At 61.4% G+C, this 18,293-nt stretch carries 15 protein-coding genes and 2 riboswitches; all 15 genes read right to left on the bottom strand.

The window, feature by feature from the left end:
• Nucleotides 1–67: 67 nt before the first annotated feature.
• The 15 genes from DBW_RS12280 to DBW_RS12210 all read right to left on the bottom strand — a co-directional run bounded on the left by DBW_RS12280 (nucleotide 68) and on the right by DBW_RS12210 (nucleotide 18,288).
• Nucleotides 68–514: a hypothetical protein gene (locus DBW_RS12280; protein ID WP_066727797.1), complete on the bottom strand. Its 447-nt coding sequence runs from the start codon at nucleotides 512–514 to the stop codon at nucleotides 68–70.
• A gap of 13 nt (nucleotides 515–527) precedes the next feature.
• A riboswitch (cyclic di-GMP riboswitch) is annotated at nucleotides 528–628 on the bottom strand.
• A 352-nt stretch (nucleotides 629–980) separates the two neighbouring features.
• Nucleotides 981–1,457 (bottom strand): Csu type fimbrial protein, encoded by a 477-nt coding sequence (locus tag DBW_RS12275; RefSeq protein ID WP_066727796.1) that lies wholly within the window; start codon nucleotides 1,455–1,457, stop codon nucleotides 981–983.
• Nucleotides 1,458–1,501: 44 nt separating this feature from the next.
• Complete coding sequence (locus DBW_RS12270) at nucleotides 1,502–4,456, bottom strand: fimbria/pilus outer membrane usher protein (protein ID WP_066727795.1); 2,955 nt, start codon at nucleotides 4,454–4,456, stop codon at nucleotides 1,502–1,504.
• Nucleotides 4,425–5,237 carry a fimbrial biogenesis chaperone gene (locus tag DBW_RS12265; RefSeq protein ID WP_157471887.1) on the bottom strand — a complete coding sequence of 271 codons (813 nt, stop codon included), beginning with the start codon at nucleotides 5,235–5,237 and terminating at the stop codon, nucleotides 4,425–4,427. The genes DBW_RS12270 and DBW_RS12265 overlap by 32 nt, the downstream gene beginning before the upstream one ends.
• A 40-nt stretch (nucleotides 5,238–5,277) precedes the next feature.
• Nucleotides 5,278–5,778, bottom strand: a complete 501-nt coding sequence (locus tag DBW_RS12260) for a spore coat protein U domain-containing protein (RefSeq protein ID WP_066727793.1) — start codon at nucleotides 5,776–5,778, stop codon at nucleotides 5,278–5,280.
• A gap of 121 nt (nucleotides 5,779–5,899) precedes the next feature.
• Nucleotides 5,900–6,340: a spore coat protein U domain-containing protein gene (locus tag DBW_RS12255; RefSeq protein WP_066727792.1), complete on the bottom strand. Its 441-nt coding sequence runs from the start codon at nucleotides 6,338–6,340 to the stop codon at nucleotides 5,900–5,902.
• A 145-nt stretch (nucleotides 6,341–6,485) separates the two neighbouring features.
• A riboswitch (cyclic di-GMP riboswitch) is annotated at nucleotides 6,486–6,576 on the bottom strand.
• Between the two features lie 427 nt (nucleotides 6,577–7,003).
• Nucleotides 7,004–8,416 (bottom strand): sigma-54 dependent transcriptional regulator, encoded by a 1,413-nt coding sequence (locus DBW_RS12250; protein ID WP_066727791.1) that lies wholly within the window; start codon nucleotides 8,414–8,416, stop codon nucleotides 7,004–7,006.
• A 351-nt stretch (nucleotides 8,417–8,767) separates the two neighbouring features.
• Complete coding sequence (locus DBW_RS12245; RefSeq protein ID WP_066727790.1) at nucleotides 8,768–10,141, bottom strand: sigma-54-dependent transcriptional regulator; 1,374 nt, start codon at nucleotides 10,139–10,141, stop codon at nucleotides 8,768–8,770.
• A 449-nt stretch (nucleotides 10,142–10,590) separates the two neighbouring features.
• Nucleotides 10,591–12,186 (bottom strand): acetyl-CoA hydrolase/transferase C-terminal domain-containing protein, encoded by a 1,596-nt coding sequence (locus DBW_RS12240; protein ID WP_066727789.1) that lies wholly within the window; start codon nucleotides 12,184–12,186, stop codon nucleotides 10,591–10,593.
• A gap of 380 nt (nucleotides 12,187–12,566) precedes the next feature.
• On the bottom strand, nucleotides 12,567–13,307 hold the full coding sequence (locus DBW_RS12235; RefSeq protein ID WP_066727788.1) for an outer membrane protein assembly factor BamD: 741 nt from the start codon (nucleotides 13,305–13,307) through the stop codon (nucleotides 12,567–12,569).
• The gene (locus DBW_RS12230; RefSeq protein ID WP_157471885.1) at nucleotides 13,307–14,443 is read right to left on the bottom strand and encodes a hypothetical protein; all 1,137 of its coding nucleotides are present in this window, start codon (nucleotides 14,441–14,443) and stop codon (nucleotides 13,307–13,309) included. Before DBW_RS12230 ends, DBW_RS12235 begins: the two co-directional genes overlap by 1 nt.
• Nucleotides 14,440–15,801 (bottom strand): vWA domain-containing protein, encoded by a 1,362-nt coding sequence (locus DBW_RS19105; protein ID WP_066727786.1) that lies wholly within the window; start codon nucleotides 15,799–15,801, stop codon nucleotides 14,440–14,442. The genes DBW_RS12230 and DBW_RS19105 overlap by 4 nt, the downstream gene beginning before the upstream one ends.
• The gene (locus tag DBW_RS12220) at nucleotides 15,798–16,757 is read right to left on the bottom strand and encodes a VWA domain-containing protein (RefSeq protein WP_066727785.1); all 960 of its coding nucleotides are present in this window, start codon (nucleotides 16,755–16,757) and stop codon (nucleotides 15,798–15,800) included. Before DBW_RS12220 ends, DBW_RS19105 begins: the two co-directional genes overlap by 4 nt.
• Nucleotides 16,754–17,434 (bottom strand): hypothetical protein, encoded by a 681-nt coding sequence (locus tag DBW_RS12215; protein ID WP_066727784.1) that lies wholly within the window; start codon nucleotides 17,432–17,434, stop codon nucleotides 16,754–16,756. Before DBW_RS12215 ends, DBW_RS12220 begins: the two co-directional genes overlap by 4 nt.
• Nucleotides 17,431–18,288 carry a DUF58 domain-containing protein gene (locus DBW_RS12210; protein WP_066727783.1) on the bottom strand — a complete coding sequence of 286 codons (858 nt, stop codon included), beginning with the start codon at nucleotides 18,286–18,288 and terminating at the stop codon, nucleotides 17,431–17,433. Before DBW_RS12210 ends, DBW_RS12215 begins: the two co-directional genes overlap by 4 nt.
• Nucleotides 18,289–18,293: the final 5 nt, after the last annotated feature.

Genomic DNA, 18,293 nt, shown 5'->3' with positions numbered 1-18,293 from the left:
GAAAGAAAGAGAGCGCCGTCCCGCACAGGATGGCGCTCTCTTTCTTTCGGCTGGGCGATGTGGTCGATCAGTAGGCGATCGGCGCCATGGCGATCATCAGTGGGTAGGTCCCTTCCTGGGTTCCTTCGGCAAGGACGACACGCATGTCGAGGTTACGTGTCACTGCAACCGATGGCAGGGTGCCGACAACATGGACAGCCTCCGACAGGGCGGATTGACCATCTTTGACCAGGATCTGTTCCGGACCACCGCTGCTGATTTCGAAGCGGATGGCATCGCGGATGTTGGTCTGAACACTGAAGGTCAGGGCCTGGGGCAAATCAATGTAGCCGCGACGGATGTCTTCACTGGTCACTTCGTAGCTGGTCATAGGCTGATTGGCCGAGAACTTGATCCAGGGGCGGATAACGGCCTGGACCTGTACGATGGCGCTGCTGCTGGAGGACGCCTGTACCGTCGCGGCCCAGGGGCTGAGGATGGCAAGTGCCAGAATTACAGTGACGAGAAGTTTCATGATTGTCACTCCCTTCGGTAACCCGGCTATCCGTTCCACCTGCACCAATGTTCAGGTTGACGAGGACCCGTGGCTTTGCGTCGCCGGATTTCTCCGGGTTTGCCGTTGTCGCTGAAGTGTGCAGCCCTTTTACGGTGATCGGGGAAAGGCTGGTCGTTTTCGTTTTGCCTTTCCTGGATCCATGAACCTTGCAGGGCTCTTGATCAGTATAAGCTGCGATTGTTGTGCCAAGCCTCAAGTTGTTGAAAACAGGGAAGAAAAAATATGGAGAGTCAATAACTTGGCAGGGAAGGATCGAAGGATTGGGGAAGGTTGGATCGTCAGTCCCGGCGGGGAGCTGGTAACTTGCTGATAATATACGGGGATACGAATCCTAGAGCAGTTCGTTGGCTGCTACAGGGTGGTTGTAATTTTGACGCGGAATCAATAATTTGACACTTTTCCTCCCGGGGAGAGGCCATAGACGTTACCACTGAATGGTTACCGTGATGAGGTCGCTGTAACTACCGGCGGCAACGTTCTGGCGGGGGGGGATTCTGCCGTAGATCGTTGCCGTCAAGGGTGAAGTTCTGGTTACATTGCCGCTGATGATGCTCGATGAACCGGAGCCGTCGCCCCAGATGGTGGAACAAGCCGCATTGGTAAAGAGATTGTAAACGAGCGGGGTGTTCCCCGTCCCCCGAAGCTGGCGTTGCGCGAAGGTCCCGGAATTGCCGGGGCTGAGGGAAACCGTGACCGGGAGCGGGGCGTTGGGATTTTGTTCCGGGGCATTGCAGGTGACGGTTATGGCGCCGGTGGTATCCTTGGCGACATTGTCGAACACATCGTAGCTGCCGAAATTGAGCCCGGTGGCCATGACATTACATTTAAAGGCGAGAGCTTCGGGCGCAGCGCTCAGCAACGTCAAAAACAGTCCCAGGGTAATGAAAAGTATGCGCATCATGTCCTGACCTCCGAAACGTTATCGTACGCCCGTTAAACCTAACACTATTCCTCCCCGGCTACCACCGTCATCACCACCCGACGGTTTCGAATCTGGCAACCTGGGGTGGATTCGGAGCAGAGGGGGTTTGCCTCCCCACGGCTGACGACGCGCAAGATTTGCCCTGCTTCGACACCCGCGTTGAACAGATAGTCGCGAACAGATTCGGCGCGCCGCCGGCCGAGCCTGAGATTGTAAGCCTCGGTTCCCCGGCTGCAGGTATAACCAACGATTTCCAGCTTCATTCCCGAATGAGATTGCAAATATCGAACCATGGGCTGCAGCTTTTCCCACTCCTGCGGGAAGGGGCGGGAACGATCAAAAGGAAATTGGAGGACGACCCGGTCGGGAATCGGCTCCGGACGCACTTCTGGTGTCACTGGTGACGGCGGGAGTGGTTCTTTCTCAAGGATGTTTTCCGCCTCGACGGCAGGCGGTGCTCCTGATGGTGGAGTTGGGCTCACGTTGATTGGAGGCGCCAAAGTGGCAGGCCCCACCGCGACAGGTTTTCCCAAAGCGATCCTGCGGCAGACCAGCTTCCCAAGGTCAACGGTTTCGCCGGTGCTGGTCGGGATGGTCACCTGGGCCTGATAGGTTTCATTCTCCAGTTTGACCGTGACCCCGTAGCTGCCGGCGGGGAGAAATTCGCCGGGGCCCTGCTCCAGAGCATCGCACCCCTGGTAGCGGTTGCTATCGACCGTCGCCATCTGGCTGTCGAAATAGAATTCGCCGTCTCCCCCGGTCCAGAAATCGACCGGGCCGTCCGGTGCGGCAAGAATCAACTCCGCGTTGGCCAATGGCTCGCCGCTGGCTTCATCCCGCAGCAGGGTGCCGGTGAAGGCCTGATAGCGGCGCAGGGGAAAGTTGAGGCAGGAGCCGCTGCGCAGGGGGGGGGAAACGAAGAGGCGTACACGCGGCATCAGGTAGTCGATAGGGATGTCCGTGTCTTCGATTGCAACCTGGTTATCGTAATAAGAGGTTAGATCGGGGATGACAGCTTTACCATGGATGTTGGTTCGCCCTGCCAACTGGCCGTTAGTGTAGACCCTGACCCCTTCGGCTTCTCCGACACTGACGAGGGAAAAACTGTCTCTTACCGGGCGGGTCGGGGCGAAGGTATCGCCTATGTGAACGAGGGCCCCATAAAGTGAGAGTCGCAAGTCCTTGGTGGTAGCTGCGGCACTGTCGTCCAAAGTGAAATCGCCGCGCAGGCTGGCATAGCGGGCGTTGTGTTGGGCGGTGGCATTCAGTAAATAGGAATCCCCCGAATGCTCGCCACGGAGGTCCCAGCCGCTACCTTCACCGAGCGGGATGGTGTTGCGGGCCTCGATAACCTGACTGCTTCTTCCGTTTTCGTGCTGCACCGAGCTTGTGAAGGAATAGCCCTTATCGAAATACCAGGAAAGGTTAAGGGCCGCTTCGTAGGAAGTACGGGGATCGCGGACCTGACGCATGGAGGCGAGGACATAAACATTGCGCCACAACAACCGCGACCAGGAAAAGTTAGTCACCTGTTGGTCAGTGCCGTTGAAAACCGTTGCACGGGAAAAATCGACGCCGAAGGAGCCGAATTGTTGCGTCGAATAGACGATGCCCGCCCGCAGATTCAACTCGCGCCGGGATCCGCTTTCGGTGTCATCGAGCGTCCTGTAGCCCCCGGAAAACTTTTGCAGGGACAAATGGATTCGAACCCGCGGGCTTTGGTACTCGTAGCTGATCAGTCCTGCGCTGCCCGAATTCCCCTCACCCGTGCTTCCGGCGACTTCAAAATGCAAAAGCCCAAACCCACCCACAGTCAGGGCCGATTCGCCCCCCAGGTTCAACAGGCCGTTCTTTGCTTCGCCACGCAGCCCCAGACTGAGACGGTCCGTCACGCCGTAGCGGTGAAAACCGCTGAAAACCAAATCCGCGTAGTGGTTGCTCACCTGCCCGAATTCCTGACGCATGAAGCCCAGGTTGTAGCTGTATTCATTCAGGCCACGACGCAGCAGTTGGCTGGTGAAATAGAAAGGAGCGGCGATTCGCTGCTCGCGTCCCAACGCGTCGCGGATCACCACCTCCACATTCTGTGCTCCGCCGATCCCTTGAAAATTGCGCAGTTCGAATGCCCCGGGCGCGAAGTGCTCGGAGTGGACCCGGATGCCATTCACGTAGAGGTCGACGGTCGAGGGGAGTGACACCAGGCCGCTGAAATCGAACAGCGGATAGCGGATGAAGTATGGATCGATACTGTATTGCTTGGAGATGCTCAGGCCACCCAGCTGCACCCTGCTGCCGAGGTTCCCGGAGGTTGCGTAGAAGTCGCCGCCCACCATCCGCCGCAACGTGGCGTGGTCGTCCCAGGTCAGGTTGGTATTGAGTCGGACGAAGTTGGAATTGTCGGGGGTTTCGGAGTACTGGGAGTCGTTGATCAGCAGCAGGTCGTTGTAACGCACGCCAAGTTCGTTGCTAACGGACATCCCGCTGAAGGCCAGGTTGTTGCCGCCAGCCGAATAATCGAGGCCATAGTTGAGAAAGATACTGTTGTCGTGGGGATAAAGAATGTCAGTGCGCCGGGCGGGGCTGAGGTCGATTGCCGTCCTGGGTAAAAGTTCTGGTGGGGCAGTGACTCCGAGCGTAAGGGTGGCTTGATCGAAATGATATGTCACTTCCGCCAGGGATTTCAGGGAAACGTAGGTGTCCCCATCCACCAACAGTTTTACCCCCGGGAGACTGCGGAATCCGGCGTCGTGAAGATCGGCAGCCCTGACAAGGAAGTCCCCGTCATCCCGAAAAATGACGAAAATATCACCCTTGATCTGTTGATTCAGGGTCAGCGAAACAATGATGGTCTGGTCGGCGAGCGAGGAGGAGGGAAAAAACAGACCGAGCGTGAGGCTGGCCAGCAGGGTCAGGGCGATGCAGGGGAGCCAGTGGCGCCCATTATTCTTAATTCGCGGTACACATGGCTGAATCGACATCGATCCTGTCGGTGAGTTGGAACTTGTCGGTTGTCAAGAGGATGTCGAGATTCCGGAGCCGTTCACAGTCCTGCTTGGGAATTGGGGCCGCGTAGCTGTGGGAGGTTCCGGGCAAAAGATACCAGCCGGGAAGATCCTTGGAAAATAATTCGTCACCAGAAACGTCTTTGCCGGAGAGCGCTACATCCGTGACACGAAAATGAACGTTCCCGGTATTTTTCAGTAAGATCGTGGCCAGGCCATTAACGATCCCTTTGTCGACGATCTTCCCTTCGGCAATGGTTTTCGCCGGTGCAGAGAAGATGGGCACCGCGAATTGAATTGCGATAGCGACGGTTGACCCTTTGGCATCTTGGGGTGCCGCCTGCTCGCGGATGAAGAGACGATATGTCTTCTCCTGGAGGATGGCGGGCGCTTTGATGCCGACCCGGATGACCCGCTCTTCATGGGCGCCGATGGTGAGGAGCTTGGGGAAGAAAATCACCTCATCGGTAGCCGCGTACTGGTCCTTACCTTCGGCGTCCTGAGTCCAGGCCAGGGCACTGATATCGAAGCTGATTTTCTGCTCGCCGTCGTTCGTGACGGTGATTACGCCGCTGCGGGTTCTCTGGTCGAAATCGAGGCGGATGGGAATGACCCGCCACTCCCCACAGAAGGCCTGCGAGACAAACAACAGGACCATCCCCAGGATGATGCAGAGTTGGGGCTTGCCGGAGCGGACATGGTCGAGGAAGCTTGGTTTCATGCTGGCGAATCTACCCCATCCGGCCTGCTTTTGCAATTGTTTCGTGGGTTTTTAATTGCTGAGTTTCACCACATCGCTACGGGGTGATGGTCAGGGTTACCTGGTCCGAATAGCTCCCGGCAATAGCGGTCTGGTAGTCTGTTCCCAAAATGGTGCCGGTGACGGTCAGTGTCTGGGTAGTGTTTTTGGCGACACTGCCGGTTGCCGGGCTCAGGGACAGGCTATAGGGCAAAAAGGCAGTCAGGGCGGTGGCGTGCCGCATCCGGTTGCCGTTAGGCCCGAGTTCGTAGAGACCGTCGTCGTCGCTGATAAGAAAAGTCGCCACGGGCGCACTGCCGCGGCAGGTGTAAGTGACGGGAGGGATGGCGTTGACCGTTTTGTTCACCGGGTTGGTGGGGTCAAGGGTGCCGAAGTTCAGGGCGGCGTTGGTCGTTTGGAACTGGCAGTTGCTTTTGGAGAGGATGGTAGCGGAGATGGCGACGGTGACGGGGGCAGCCCAGGCAAGGCTGCCGGGAGCAAACAGCAGCGCTGTCGCGAGGCCAAAGAGCAGCAGTTTTTTGAGTCGCAGCGTCACCATTTGTGAAAATCTCATATCAATTTGCAGTTGCCTGTCCTTCGATCCGCCTTTCGTCGAAGACGGGAGGTTTTCCTAAGCCCGGCGACTGTTGCGACAGCCGCCGGGCCTGGAAGAGCCATGATCAATAGGTAATGGTAAGGGTAACGGTGTCGGTGTAGGCGCCGGCCGGCGCCGAAGCGTAATCGGTAGCGGCAACCGAACCCGTGATGGCAAGGGCCTGGGCAGTACCGGTGCCGGAGCCGCTAGCCGGGAAGGTCATGCTGTAGGAGAAGCTGTTGGTGCCGTCGGTGAGCAGGTAGGTGTCGCTGTTGTCGCCCACGGTGAAGGAGGCGCCACTGGTGCAGGTGATCGAAGGGCTGGTGGCCGTGGCGCTCTTGGTGCCAGTGTCGTTGACCGGATCGAGGGTGCCGAAATCCAGAGCGCCGCCGCTGTTGACCTTGCAGGTTGCCAAAACCGTCGCGCTAACGTCAACGGTAGCGTTCTGGCTTGCCGCCATTGCATTCCCCGCCGCGAAAATCCCGGTGAGGGCCAGAGCCAATGCTGCCAGTTTCATCGTTTTCATGTGTTCCTCCATTCTGTGGTTTGTGGGATGATCCCTGTTTGAGCCTGTCGATTCAGGCGTATATGGGCTAAACAAAAAGCGCCCGTCTTCAGCTGTTGCCGAAGACGGGCGCGCAGAAGTAACGGGAACTTGCGTCACCCGTCTCTTCGGCAACCCGGCGATCCGTGCCATCTTTCGATGACCGAGGACCCGTGGCTTTGCGTCACCGGATTTCTCCGGCTTTGCCAGTATCGGAGACTAAATTGGTTATAATTAGCGGAGCATCGCATAGTGTCAGGAGAAAGTCAATACCCAAAAATTCAATCCGCCAAGCTAAAGGCCTGTTTTTGCGATTTAATTTTTTACGGCCTTTAGTTGCCTGTGCATTGGTATATAGCATACAGCGTGCCAGCATTGCTATGACCTGATTCCAGGTGGTTGGAGGGTTCAGGGGGGGGGAGTAAAAAGTGTATAGGTATCCATTTTGGATACTCAAAATAGATACCTGGGGGGCTCGTTCACTTCCGGCTGACTTTTCAGCCCATTTTCAGGGCACCCTGAAGGAGGTCGAGCAGGAAGGTGATTGTGTTAAACGCGTTCGCTATCCTCTGGCATTCGCTGCACGCAATGACTTGTCGTCAAGTCTCCACGATTGAAATCCCGCACCCCCCAACGGATTCAGGTTTACCGCAACCCTTTTTTGTTCATCTTGGCCAGCAGGGTCGTCCGGTTCAACCGGAGCAACCGCGCCGCCTCTTTCTTGTTGCCATTGCTGAGCTGGAGGGCGTGCAGGATAAGGCGGTCCTCGAAGTCCTGGACCAAGGCGTCAAAATCGACTCCCTCGGGACCGAAGGGGTGGGCCAGAACCGCTGTCGTTGTCTGCGTATTGGGCGGGGAGTCTGATTGCCGGGACGGGGAGTACTTGTCGGGAAGCTCGGCAACGCCGATAGATCGCCCTCCATGCAGCACGACCAGGCGCTGAACCAGATTTTCCAACTCGCGGACATTTCCCGGCCAGGGATATTCGACCAGCGCCGCGAGGGCCGCAGGTTTGATTTCTTGCAAGCGGTTCGGACGATTCCGATTAAATATCTGGACGAATTTTTCCACCAGCAGGGGAATGTCCTCCCGGCGTTCGCGCAAGGGCGGGAGCGAAAGGGGGACGACGCTCAGTCGGTAGAAGAGATCCTCGCGAAAGTCTCCATCCGCGACCATTGCTTCCAGGTCGCGATGGGTGGCTGCGATGATGCGTACATCGACCGGCACCTGTTCCAGACCGCCGATTGGGACGAACGATTTCTCCTGCACCACCCGCAGCAACTTGGCCTGCAGGGAGGGGGACATGTCGCCAATTTCGTCGAGAAAGAGAGTGCCTCCTTCTGCATACTGGATTCGCCCGATTTTCGATTGAATCGCGCCGGTAAAGGCTCCTTTGTGGTGGCCGAAGAGCTCGCTCTCCAAAAGATCCTCGGGGATGGCGGCGCAATTGACAGGGACAAAATTTTTCAATCGGCGCCGGCTATGAGCGTGGATCGCTCGTGCCACCAACTCCTTGCCGGTGCCGCTTTCCCCCTGGATCAGGACAGTGCTGAGCCCGTCCTCGGCAACCTTTTCGATCAGTTGGTAGACAACGTGCATTTTTGGCGAGTCTCCGATCATACCGTAGAAGCCGTCGGTTTTACGGATTTTTGGGCCGCGCTTTTCCTGGTGAATCAGCAGATCGTAGAAGTAGAGGGCCCTGGCGACGGCAATGACCCCCTCGGTGAAGTGGTAAGGATGATTTAGGTAGGTAAAGCAGCCAACCTTGAGCGCCGCGACGATGGCCTCCTGGTTTCCCAGGGGAACCACCGGAATGACAAGCACTTGGGAATACTGCCTGAGCACGGTTTTCAGGAGGTTCGTCTCATCCTGGTCCGGGGGGAGAATGCCGATGACAAGGACGCAGACGGTTTCATTGGCGAGAATGTTAAGCGCCTCGGCCGAATTGTCCGCTTCGTAGACGACGCAGTCGATCTCCTTGCGGATCATGCCGGCAAGTTCTTCGCGGTCCTGCTGGTTACTTTCGGCCAGCAGCACACTGCGTAGCGCTTCGAGCATGCGGAACTCACGGTAAGGGAAGGGGGAAGGTGGTGGAAAGTATGGCACCCCAGGTAGGGGGTGTCAATGAAAGGTGAGAGAGCCCGTGCCGGCTGTTGCGTGTACTTTCGTCCAAGTCGCCAAAATTACATGAAATTCACCCATGCATTGTGCTGGTGTCGCGCAGAAATCGTTTGGAATTATCAGGACAGCATTAGATGCGGCGAGAGCTGGAAATAGCAGGCCCCCTTCTGCGGTATCGCCCGGGAAAGCCGTTCCAGGGAACAATCAATTTCCTCTTTTTGCAAAAGGCTGAACGAAAACTCTATAGGGTTAGTTTCTGGCCCTGGGGTCCATGGATACCCGAACAGATCAACTTTCAGCTTCCTCATCAATGCCGTAACGTGCCAGGCGACGCCGGAAGGTGTAGTAATTCATGTCCAGAAGTTGCGCGGCCACCATCTTTTTCCCATTGGCCGCCGCCAGGGCCCGCTTCAGCGCCCACTTTTCCACTTCCGCCATCTTAAGTGGGAGTCCTTCGGGGAAGGCGTCGAGGCCTTTCTCCTGCACCGCAGCCGGCTTGACGCCCGGATCGGGCTTGGTCGAAATCCCCTGCAAGATGGCGCAGGAGATCAGGTCGTCCGCCATGACAGCAGCATTCTTGATGACGTTGCGCAGCTCCCGGATATTCCCCGGCCAGGGATGTTCGCGCAAGGCGGTCATGGCATCGTCGGAAAACTCCGGCGGGGTTCTGCCGATTTCGTGACATGCCTCAATCAGGAACTTTGATGCCAGCACGGGGATATCCTCAGGAATGGCGCGCAAGGGGGGCATCTCGATCATGAAGGTCGCAAGGCGGTAATAAAGATCCTGGCGGAAAGTCCCGGCCGCGGCTGCGGCTGCCAGGTCCTTGTTGCTGGCAACAATGATGCGGATGTCGGCGTGGGCTTTGTGGGCGCTGCCGAGGGGGTGATAGCTTTTTTCCTCAACCAGCTGAAGCAGCATGGCTTGTATCGCCGGCGGGGCCGCATCGATATCATCGAGAAAGAGCGTCCCCCCTTGGGCGGCGTTGATGCGGCCCTCGCGTTTTTTCTCAGCGCCGGTGAAGGCACCCTTTTCATGGCCGAAAAGTTCAGCAGCGACCAGGGACTCGGGAATGGCCCCCAATTGTACGGTAACGAAGGGTTTGTCGGAACGCGAGCTGAGATTGTGAATCATCGAGGCCAGTAGCGATTTCCCGGTTCCGGTTTCCCCCTGGATGAGGACGGCGTAATGGCTGCGGGCGATGCGGCGGACCTGCGCGGCGATGGCTTTCAGCTTTGACCCTTTGCCGAGCATCTGTTCTAGCGACAGCTGCAAATCTTCTTTGAGTTCGGACAGCTGCCGTTTCTGCAGTATTGGCAGGGCTGCTTTTTGAAGGGTGGTCAGCAGCTTTTCGTCATCGCAGGGTTTGGGTACAAAGCCTGCCACGCCCAGTTCGATCCCGCGCAGCAGATTAGGAACATCGGAGAAGGCGCTGTAGAAAATGACGGGGGTTTCAGGACTGAGTTGGCTGAGTTCTTCGGTCAGCGTGATGCCATCCATTTCCGGCATGATGATGTCGGTCAGCACCAGGTCCGGGTTTTCCCGCTGAAAAATCTCCAGGGCCTCGCGGCCGTTAGCCGCCAGAAGCAGCTTGCCGAAATGGGGCGCCAGAAGGTCTGCCAGGGCATGGCGCAGCAAATTCTGGTCTTCAACAAACAGCAATGTCAAATGCTTTAAGGCGTTCATTCTCATCTAATGTAGGTGGCGGGTGGATGGCGGTCGTGAAGCTGTTTCGGATGCAGGGTCGCGGCGGGTGAGTGATCGTGGAAGCAAGAACAGAATTGGGGTGCCCTAGCAAAAAAAACACTGCTCCGGCCGTTTGAATGTGCGCCCCACCTCCATGGGCCTGCCCGCGTCCTTCCTGGCTGGGGCATCTCCTCTCTTGTGCAGTCCCCTCCGGTTGGGTCGTTGTGGGGTGCCTGACCTCCGGGTTCCCTTGGGTTGGCTCTGCTCAGCGTGAACAACACCACGCCGTTACAAGTGGCTATTTAAGGACGAAAGCGGATTGGAGTCAAGGAGAAACCCGGTCCGCTCTGATTTGAAATCCAGACAAAATACCCCCCGGTTTCCCGGGGGGTATTTTGTCTGGATGATGAAGTGGTGCAGTCGAACTATTCGCAGAGATCGACTTTGACGTCCCAGTTTTTCAGCTTCATGGTGCCGTTGCGCTCGAGATTGAGGTGCATCTTGAAGGCGCGGTCCCACAGCTGCGGCTCGTGGCCGACGCCACGGGAGAGGCAATCCTTGCTGGCAATCGCCAGGTACTCGTTGAGCTGGTCCTTGTAGTCCGGGTGCGCGCACTTCTCGATGATCAGCTTGGCGCGATCCTTCGGTGCCAGACCGCGGCAATCGGCGAGACCCTGCTCTGTGACGACGCAGTCGAGGTCATGCTCGGTATGGTCGATGTGCGAGCAGTGCGGCACGACGCAGGAGATGCCGGTCGGGTCGGTTTTGCTCGGACGGCTCGACGGGGTGTGCATGATCTTCAGGAAGCCGTTGCGCAAAAAGTCGCCCGAACCGCCGAGGCCGTTGATCATGCGGGTGCCGCCGACCAGGGTCGAGTTGGCGTGGGCGTACATGTCGATCTCGACCGGGGTGTTCATGGCGATACACCCGAGACGGCGGATCGGCTCCGGCGCGTTGGAGATCGACAGGGGGCGCAGGGTGATCTTGCTGAAGTACTTGTCCCAGTTCTCGAAGAAGCGCGGAAAGCCCGGGTTCTCGGAGAGGGAGAGGGAGCAGGAGGAAGCGCTGTCGAGACGACCGGAGTCGAAGAGGTCGAGCATGGTGTCCTGCAGCACCTCGGTGTAGACGCTGAGGTTGTAGAAGGGACCCTTGGCGAGGCCGCCGACGACGGCGTTGGCGATGGAGCCGACGCCCGACTGCAGCGGCAGCAGGTTTTTCGGCAGGCGCCCGGCCTTCACTTCGTTGGAGAAGAAGTCGATGATGTTGGCGGCGATCGCTTCCGAGGTCGCATCCATGTCGGTGAAGGCGCGCCCCTTGTCGCGCAGCTTCGATTCGACGACGGCGATGATCTTGCTCGGGTCGCAGGGGATCGAGGTGGAGCCGATGCGCTCGCCGGCCTTGGTGATGCCGAGGATCTGGCGATTCGGCGGGTTGTTGCAGGAAACCAGGTCATGGATCCCTTCGAAGGAGGGCTGTCCGGTGTTGACCTCGACGATGACCTTGTCGCAGACCATCAGGATTTCCGGAATGACGCCGCAGGAGCTGGTCGGCACCAGGCCGCCGTCTTCGGTGATCGCCGAGACTTCGATGATGGCGAGGTCGAGCTTTCCGGTAGGGGAGTCCTTGGTGTAGAAGCCGTAGCCGAGATCCTGGGCAAAGAGGGAGAGGTGCTTGTCACCCATGCGGATGCGCCCCTCGTTGATCCCCTTGGCGATGTTCTTGCCGGTCTGGTAGGGCCAGCGGCGGTCGATCATGTCGAGGGTTGCCCAGCGGTCTTCGGTCTCGGCGCCAACCGAGGCGCCGATGAAGAGATTGAACTTCATCTTCCCCTGCAGGTTGTTCTTCTCGACGTGGTCGGCCAGGGCGATGGGCACCACCTTGGGGTACCCGGCGGGGGTGAAGCCGGACCAGCCGAGGTTCATGCCGGACTTGAAGAAGGGGACCGTCTCCTCGGGGGTCATCACCTTGTTGAGCAGGGACTTGCAGCGAACGCGATCTTTCAGGGTACCGTAATCGGCCATCTCTCTCCTCCTACTGTAATATGTCGGTGGCGCACGAAATGGGTGCGTCCCGAAACGGGGGGTAAAAAAGTAAAACAAGGTCAAGCACTTTTCAGCTGAACCTTGTTTTGCTGTAAGTCACTTTAATTCAATGGAAAGTTTTGCCCTCTGTGGATTGTGGCAAACGAGAACGGGTGGGGAAAGGGAAGTCCTCGTCTGGTTGAATAGAATTCCGTTATAACAGTGACGACTTTTATATAATGCCGTAAACATCAAGTCAAGCAAAAAAGGGTGCCGGGCAGGGTGGCCCACAAGAGTAGCAAATATTTGAAAACAAAAGAAAAATTTCGGAAATTTGGGTTCCATTCAGGGGCCGCCGCAAGCTCCTGGTTGGAAGTTTCTCAGAATTTCTTTTCCACGTATTTCTGCGCCTGAAGGATATATTCGCTCTCCGGAAAATCGCGGTAAAGGGTATTGAATGCGATGACCGCCTGGTCCCGCTTGCCAGTCTCCAGGTAGGCCTTGCCGAGAAAAAACCAGGCCGAGTCGCGGCCGATGAAGTTGGGGTAATCCTTGAGCAGGGCTTGCAGTCTGCCGATGGTCGCCTCCGGATGACCGGTGCGCAGGTAAAACCGCCCGACGTAGAGCTCGTGTTCGGCGAGGCGGTCACGGCAGCGGCTGGCAAAGACGGCGACCTCCTCGCTGCGGTTCGATTTGGGGAAGCGCTTGAGGAAGGTTTCGAAGGTCACCAGGGCATTACGGGTTGCCGTCTGATCGCGATCGGCGGAGAGAATCTGGTGATAGTAGGACATGCCGAGCCGGTAGATGGCTTCCTCGGTCCGTTCATGGTCCGGGTGCTGCTTGAGAAAATCCTCGTAGGCGGTCGCCGCCTCGACGTAGCGTTCGCCGAGGTAGTAGGCCTCGGCGATTTTCATCTCGGCCAGCACATTGAGTTCCGGGGAATAGTAGCTGTCACGGACTTTTTCCCAGGCCGTAACCGCTTCGTCATAGAGTCCCTTGTCGAAGTAGTTCTCCCCCTCCTGGAAATAGGTGGCGGCAGACTTGGGTGGCGGAACGATGGTCGAACTGCAGGCGGCGAGAAAGAGGAGCAACAGCAGGAGCGAAAGGCGTGGCAACGACATCAGCGCATGACCTCTTGGGTGGGAATTTCACGGTTTCGAACCTGTTGAAGGTAAGGGAACCCCCGGCGTTTGTCAATGTCATTTGCGAGCGCCCGGCGCAGAAGGGAGCGCAACCTAAGGCGCCGTGCCTTGTCGCCGCACGGGGTTGGTGCAAAGCGCTCCTCGTCCTCGGCCCTGCGCCAGGCTTCCCACAGCGCGACCGTTGCCGGAGCCGCGCCGCGGGCGGCCAGCTCCTGCCGGATCCTTGCGCTGGTCAGTCCTTGCGGTGAGCGACCGAGGAGCTGGCGCAACAGGGTCGCGAGGCTGCGGCGGCGGCGCAGCTGGTGACGGGCCAGGCCGAAGAGGATCAGGAGGCTGAGGGCGACAGGAATAACGGGGAAGCTCCTTCCGCTATTTTGGCGGCCGGCGTGCAGTTGCCGGTATTGGCTGTGGCCGGGGTCGAAAATGGTCAGGTCGACCGAGGGCAGGGCCCGGGGATCGGCGCCCGGATCGTAAAGGTAGCGGAAGGTGCGGCTCCGCGGTCCCCCCGGGACCCCGGCCATTTCCTCGCCGAGGGGGATCAACCGTCCGCCCCGGGGCGGAGTGGCGGTCGGCACCGCGAACCCCTGCAGCCAGGCGTTCCCCCGCAGCGAGATGCTGATTTCGCGCAGCCCGGCGCCGGCCGCTTCGAGGGTAAGGTCGATCGCACCGGGGGGGCTTCGGAAGCCGGGTGGGCGACCGGCGCCGGGGAGGGGGCGGACCCGCAAGGGGAGGTCCGGGGCGGCCAGCAGGCGGCCATCCGCCAGACGTACCCCGCCCCCTTGCAGCAGCACCGGTCCCGCAGCCAGGGGACGCAGCAGCAGGCGCTGGCTTTCGATGATTTCGGCGGCTTCTCCCGCCACCGCGACCCGTCGCGGCCGGCTAGGCGGGAGCTCTTCGATGGCAAAGCGGTCGAGGAGTGGCCAGACCAGCGTGAGGTTTCCCGGGGGGCGCTGCTGGTACGCAAACTCCAGGGTCAGGATCAGCTCCTCACCGAGATAGGGGAGCGGATTGGAGGCGAGCAAGCGGACCCGGGGGGATTCGGTGCTCGCACTCCCGGGAACCGGAGCCGCACCAAGGACCAGGAGCAACAGGCAAAAGAGCAGGCGCGCCATCACCAGTCCTTTTCCGGGCGGCGTTCGAAGACCCTGCCGGTGGCGGTCGGCGGCGCCCCGGGGGCGGGGCGGACCGCTTCCAGCAGTTGCAGGGCCTGCTCGGCAGAAAAACCGTCAGCGCCATGGTCGGGGCGGGATGGCATTTCCTCGCCGACCCCGGCGCCGGCCTGGTCGCCGGCCTCCCGCAGCGCCAGGGCGAAGTTGCGACGGACCTCGGCGTCGCCGGGGAGGAGGAGCAGCGCCTCCTCCAGGAGCGGGAGCGCCGCCGGCGCCTGACCGCCCTGCAGCAGTGCACTGCCGCTGTTATAGAGAGCGATTCCCCGCTCCTCTCCCTCCAGGCTCGCTGCAGCGGCGGCAAAGGCTGCAGCCGCCCCCGGATAGTCCCTGGCGGCGGCCGCGCTCACGCCGCGGGAAAAATCGTCGCGACCCGGTGGTTCTTCCTGGGCCGGGGAGCAGGCGGCGAAAACCAGCAGGGCGAGGAGGCCGGCGGCAGCTTGCGGTCGCCAGCCCGGGAGACCGGGAAGCTGGCGGGCCAGCAGCAACGCCAGGGCGAGAACCAGCCAGGGGACCGGGGGGGCGGAGCCCGGGGATGACCCCAATGGTCGCAGGCGGGCGGCCAGACCCTCCGCGGCCAGGCCGGTCCCGGGCAACTCGACAATGCTGGCGGCGCAATCCCGGGCAAATTCGACCAGACCCGGTCGATCGAGGCGACTGGTGGCCGGTTTTCCGCGCAAGCTGTGCCCGGGAACGGTGGCGCCGGTCGTCGTCGCGAGGGGGACCAGGTAGACAGGGAGGTCCCGGGGCAGGGGAGGGGGCGGCTCGGGGTGAGTGCGCTCGAAGTCGCTGAAGAGAACGATCGCCCGAACGCCGCCGGCATCGGCCAGGGCCTGGCGGGCTGCTAGCAGAGCTTCCTGGGGCGCCGATCCGGGAGCGCTGACGGTGCTGCTGTCCAGCCCCGAAAGGAAGAAGCCGAGGGCGCGGGTATCGCTGGTCAGTGGCACCTGCAGGACCGCTTCGCCGGCAAAGGGGAGCAGGGCGAAGCGTGCGCCGGGAAGGGCCGTCAGCAGGGCCGCGATCTCGGCCCGGGCCCGGTCGAGGCGCGAGGGGAGGAGATCGGTGGCGGTCATGCTGGCCGAGACATCGACCGCGATGGCGATCGCCAGATCGGCAGTTCTTGTTTCCCCCTGCGGAACCTTGCTGCTGCTGAACAGGAGCAGACCGAGAGCGACCAGGGCGCAGGCATCCCCGGCCAGCCGTGGCAGGGTACGGGGTTGCAACCGGCAATAGCGCAGCAGCCGGCGACTGCGTCGTTCCGCCAACAGCAGCAGGGCCGCAATCAGAAGGAGCAGCAGCCCTGTCATGGCACCCTCCGCAGCCAGCAGCGCCAGAGGAGGAGTTCGAGCCCCAGCAGCAGGGCGGCGGCAAGGGCCAGCGCCGGCGCCAGGGGGGTGGCGCGCCGTTCTACCCTGGTCTCCAGCGGGCTGGTCTCGAGGGCGTCGATCTGGCGGTAGACTTCCCGCAGCGTCGACGCGTCGCTCGCCGGGAAATAACGGCCGCCGGTAAGGCGGGCAATCTCGCGCAGCGGTTCGGGATGAAGGCTCTCCCGCAACAGCGGGGCCGGACTGGCGAGGGGGACGGGGGCGCCGCTGCTGGTTCCGTAGCCGATGCTGTAGATGCGGATGCCGAGGGCCGCCGCGGCCCGGGCCGCCGCCACGGGGGTCAGGTGGCCGCGGTTGTTGCTGCCGTCGGTCAGCAGGATCACGGCGCGGCTGGCCGCATCCGAGCCGGCCAGCCGTGCCGCCGCAGCGGCGAGGGCGTCGCCAACGGCGGTGCCGCTCCCCTGGCGATCGGGCTCGATGGCGGCGAGACGAGCCAACAGCGGCGCCCGCTCCAGGGTCGGCGGTGCCAGCAGGTAGGGGATGCCGGCGAAGAGGACGACGCCGACCCGGTCGTTGCTTCTGCCGGCGATGAATTCGGCGGCGGCAGCGCGGGCGACGCTGAGCCGGTCCGGCGGGATGTCGGCGGCCCCCATGCTCGCCGAAATGTCGAGGACGAGCATCAGGTCGATGCCGCGGCGGATCACCCGCTGGTTCTCCGTGAACGCAACCGGCCCGGCAAGGGCGAGGATGAGCAGCAGCAGAGTTGCCAGCGCCACCACCGGTTCCAGCGCCGCCAGCCGGGTCCGCCAGCTGCGGCCGGCGGCGGCCAGGTGATCCAGCGTGGAGATCGGCACGGTCCGCACCCGGCGCGGCAGGAGCGGCAGCAGGGCGAGGGGGAGGGCCCAGAGCAAGGCCGGTTGTTCGAAAGCGAAATTCATGGCGCTGCCCCCCCGGTCTGCAGCGCTATTTTTTCGGCGAGGTGCGCGACCGCTTGCGGCGGACGGGGACCTGGGGCAAAACGCAACCGTAGCAGTTCCTCGTGCAATTGCCGCCAGGCAGGGTCCTCCTCGCCGGGCGCAGCCTCGAGTTGCCGCTGCAGCCGGGTGAGAAGCAGCTCCTCGGCATCGCCGGGGGGCCCGGTTTGCGGGCGCCGCAACCGCCGGCGCAGGAGCGGCAGCGCCAGGCTACCGGCGAGGAGGAGCAGGAAGCACAGGGGCCACCAGCGACTTGCCGGGGCTGGCGGCGGGGAGGGCAAGGATTTGAAAGGCGCGATCGCGCTGTCGCTGGCCAGGCCGCTGGCGACCTGGAGTTCGACGGCTGCTGTCTCGACCCGGGTGCCGGTTTGACTTTCGAGCAGCAGCGTGGGAATTCGCACCGGGCCGGGTCGCATCGCCACCAGGTAGAGGCGCAGTTCGCCATCCTTGGTGTGGGGCGGGGCGAGGAGTTCGAGGGGGGGGAGCGCCGGTAGCCCCGTCAGCCTCAGACCCGGTTCCGGGAGAGGGTAGCTGGCGACGAAGGGCTCACCGAGCCGGGGCCGGGGTGGATTGAGTTGCGGAGTAGGTCCTGCCGCGGTGAGGAGGAGCCAGCCAAGACCGAGGAGGCAGAACCGCTTCATGTTCGCCTCCGGCGCTGGAAGAGCTCGCGCAGGGCCGCCAATGGGGGGGTGCCGCTCTGCAGAAAAACATGGTCGATGGCACGCTGGCTGAATCGGGCCGCCAGGGTGCGGTCGCATTCCTGCCAGGCAGTGACGATGCCCCGGCGCTGGCGACTGTGCAGGTCGAGCAGCCCGTGCCGGCCCGCTTCGGCGTCACCGACCCGGAGTATGCCACCCGCCGGCCAGTCGCGCTCGCGGGGGTCGCGCAGGACCAGGGCCAAAAGGTCGTGACGGAGGTGGCAACGGTCGATGGCCGTGGCTGGCCAGGGGGCGTGGAAGTCGGAGAGAACGAAACAGAGGCTGCTACGCCGTTGCAGCCGGGCGGCGGTGGCAAAGGGGAGGGCGAGGTCGGTGCCGCTCCCGGCTGGTCGGCAGGCGAGCAGCTCAGCGAGCAGCCGGCGCAGGTGCGGCCAGCCGCCGCTAGCTGGAACCAGCAGTTCGATGCGGTCGGAGAAGGCGATCAAACCGACCCGGTCCCGGTGGTTGACGGCGACCGCTCCGAGCAGGGCCACGGTTTCGGTCAACAGCTCCCGTTTGGCGGGAGTACAGGATTGGGAGAGGTCGGCCAGCAGCACAATTTCCCGTGCCCGCTCTTCCTGCTGCAGGCGGACGTGCAAACGACCGCTGCGGGCCGAGGCGAAGGGGTCGATGGCGCGCGGGTCGTCGCCGGCCTCGTAGGGGCGCAGAGCGGCGAATTCCATCCCGCGGCCGCGCATCCGGCTGCGATAATCACCGGCCAGCGGCGTGTCGAGCAGGCGGCGGGAGTGCAGCTCCAGGCGCCGGACCAGGGCGCGCAGATCGGCGGGAGTGGTCATCGAAC

It is taken from the genome of Desulfuromonas sp. DDH964 (assembly GCF_001611275.1).
GTDB lineage: Bacteria > Desulfobacterota > Desulfuromonadia > Desulfuromonadales > DDH964 > DDH964.
This window is presented reverse-complemented; position numbering and strand designations above follow the sequence as displayed.

What these genes read in the sequence shown, in the direction of transcription:
- DBW_RS12250 (WP_066727791.1), bottom strand. Translation starts at nt 8,416, where the DNA reads ATGCTCGAAGCGCTACGCAGTGTGCTGCTGGCCGAAAGTAACCAGCAG.
- DBW_RS12260 (WP_066727793.1), bottom strand. Translation starts at nt 5,778, where the DNA reads ATGGTGACGCTGCGACTCAAAAAACTGCTGCTCTTTGGCCTCGCGACA.
- DBW_RS12220 (WP_066727785.1), bottom strand. Translation starts at nt 16,757, where the DNA reads ATGAATTTCGCTTTCGAACAACCGGCCTTGCTCTGGGCCCTCCCCCTC.
- DBW_RS12275 (WP_066727796.1), bottom strand. Translation starts at nt 1,457, where the DNA reads ATGATGCGCATACTTTTCATTACCCTGGGACTGTTTTTGACGTTGCTG.
- DBW_RS12210 (WP_066727783.1), bottom strand. Translation starts at nt 18,288, where the DNA reads ATGACCACTCCCGCCGATCTGCGCGCCCTGGTCCGGCGCCTGGAGCTG.
- DBW_RS12255 (WP_066727792.1), bottom strand. Translation starts at nt 6,340, where the DNA reads ATGAAAACGATGAAACTGGCAGCATTGGCTCTGGCCCTCACCGGGATT.
- DBW_RS12235 (WP_066727788.1), bottom strand. Translation starts at nt 13,307, where the DNA reads ATGTCGTTGCCACGCCTTTCGCTCCTGCTGTTGCTCCTCTTTCTCGCC.
- DBW_RS12215 (WP_066727784.1), bottom strand. Translation starts at nt 17,434, where the DNA reads ATGAAGCGGTTCTGCCTCCTCGGTCTTGGCTGGCTCCTCCTCACCGCG.
- DBW_RS19105 (WP_066727786.1), bottom strand. Translation starts at nt 15,801, where the DNA reads ATGACAGGGCTGCTGCTCCTTCTGATTGCGGCCCTGCTGCTGTTGGCG.
- DBW_RS12280 (WP_066727797.1), bottom strand. Translation starts at nt 514, where the DNA reads ATGAAACTTCTCGTCACTGTAATTCTGGCACTTGCCATCCTCAGCCCC.
- DBW_RS12270 (WP_066727795.1), bottom strand. Translation starts at nt 4,456, where the DNA reads ATGTCGATTCAGCCATGTGTACCGCGAATTAAGAATAATGGGCGCCAC.
- DBW_RS12240 (WP_066727789.1), bottom strand. Translation starts at nt 12,186, where the DNA reads ATGGCCGATTACGGTACCCTGAAAGATCGCGTTCGCTGCAAGTCCCTG.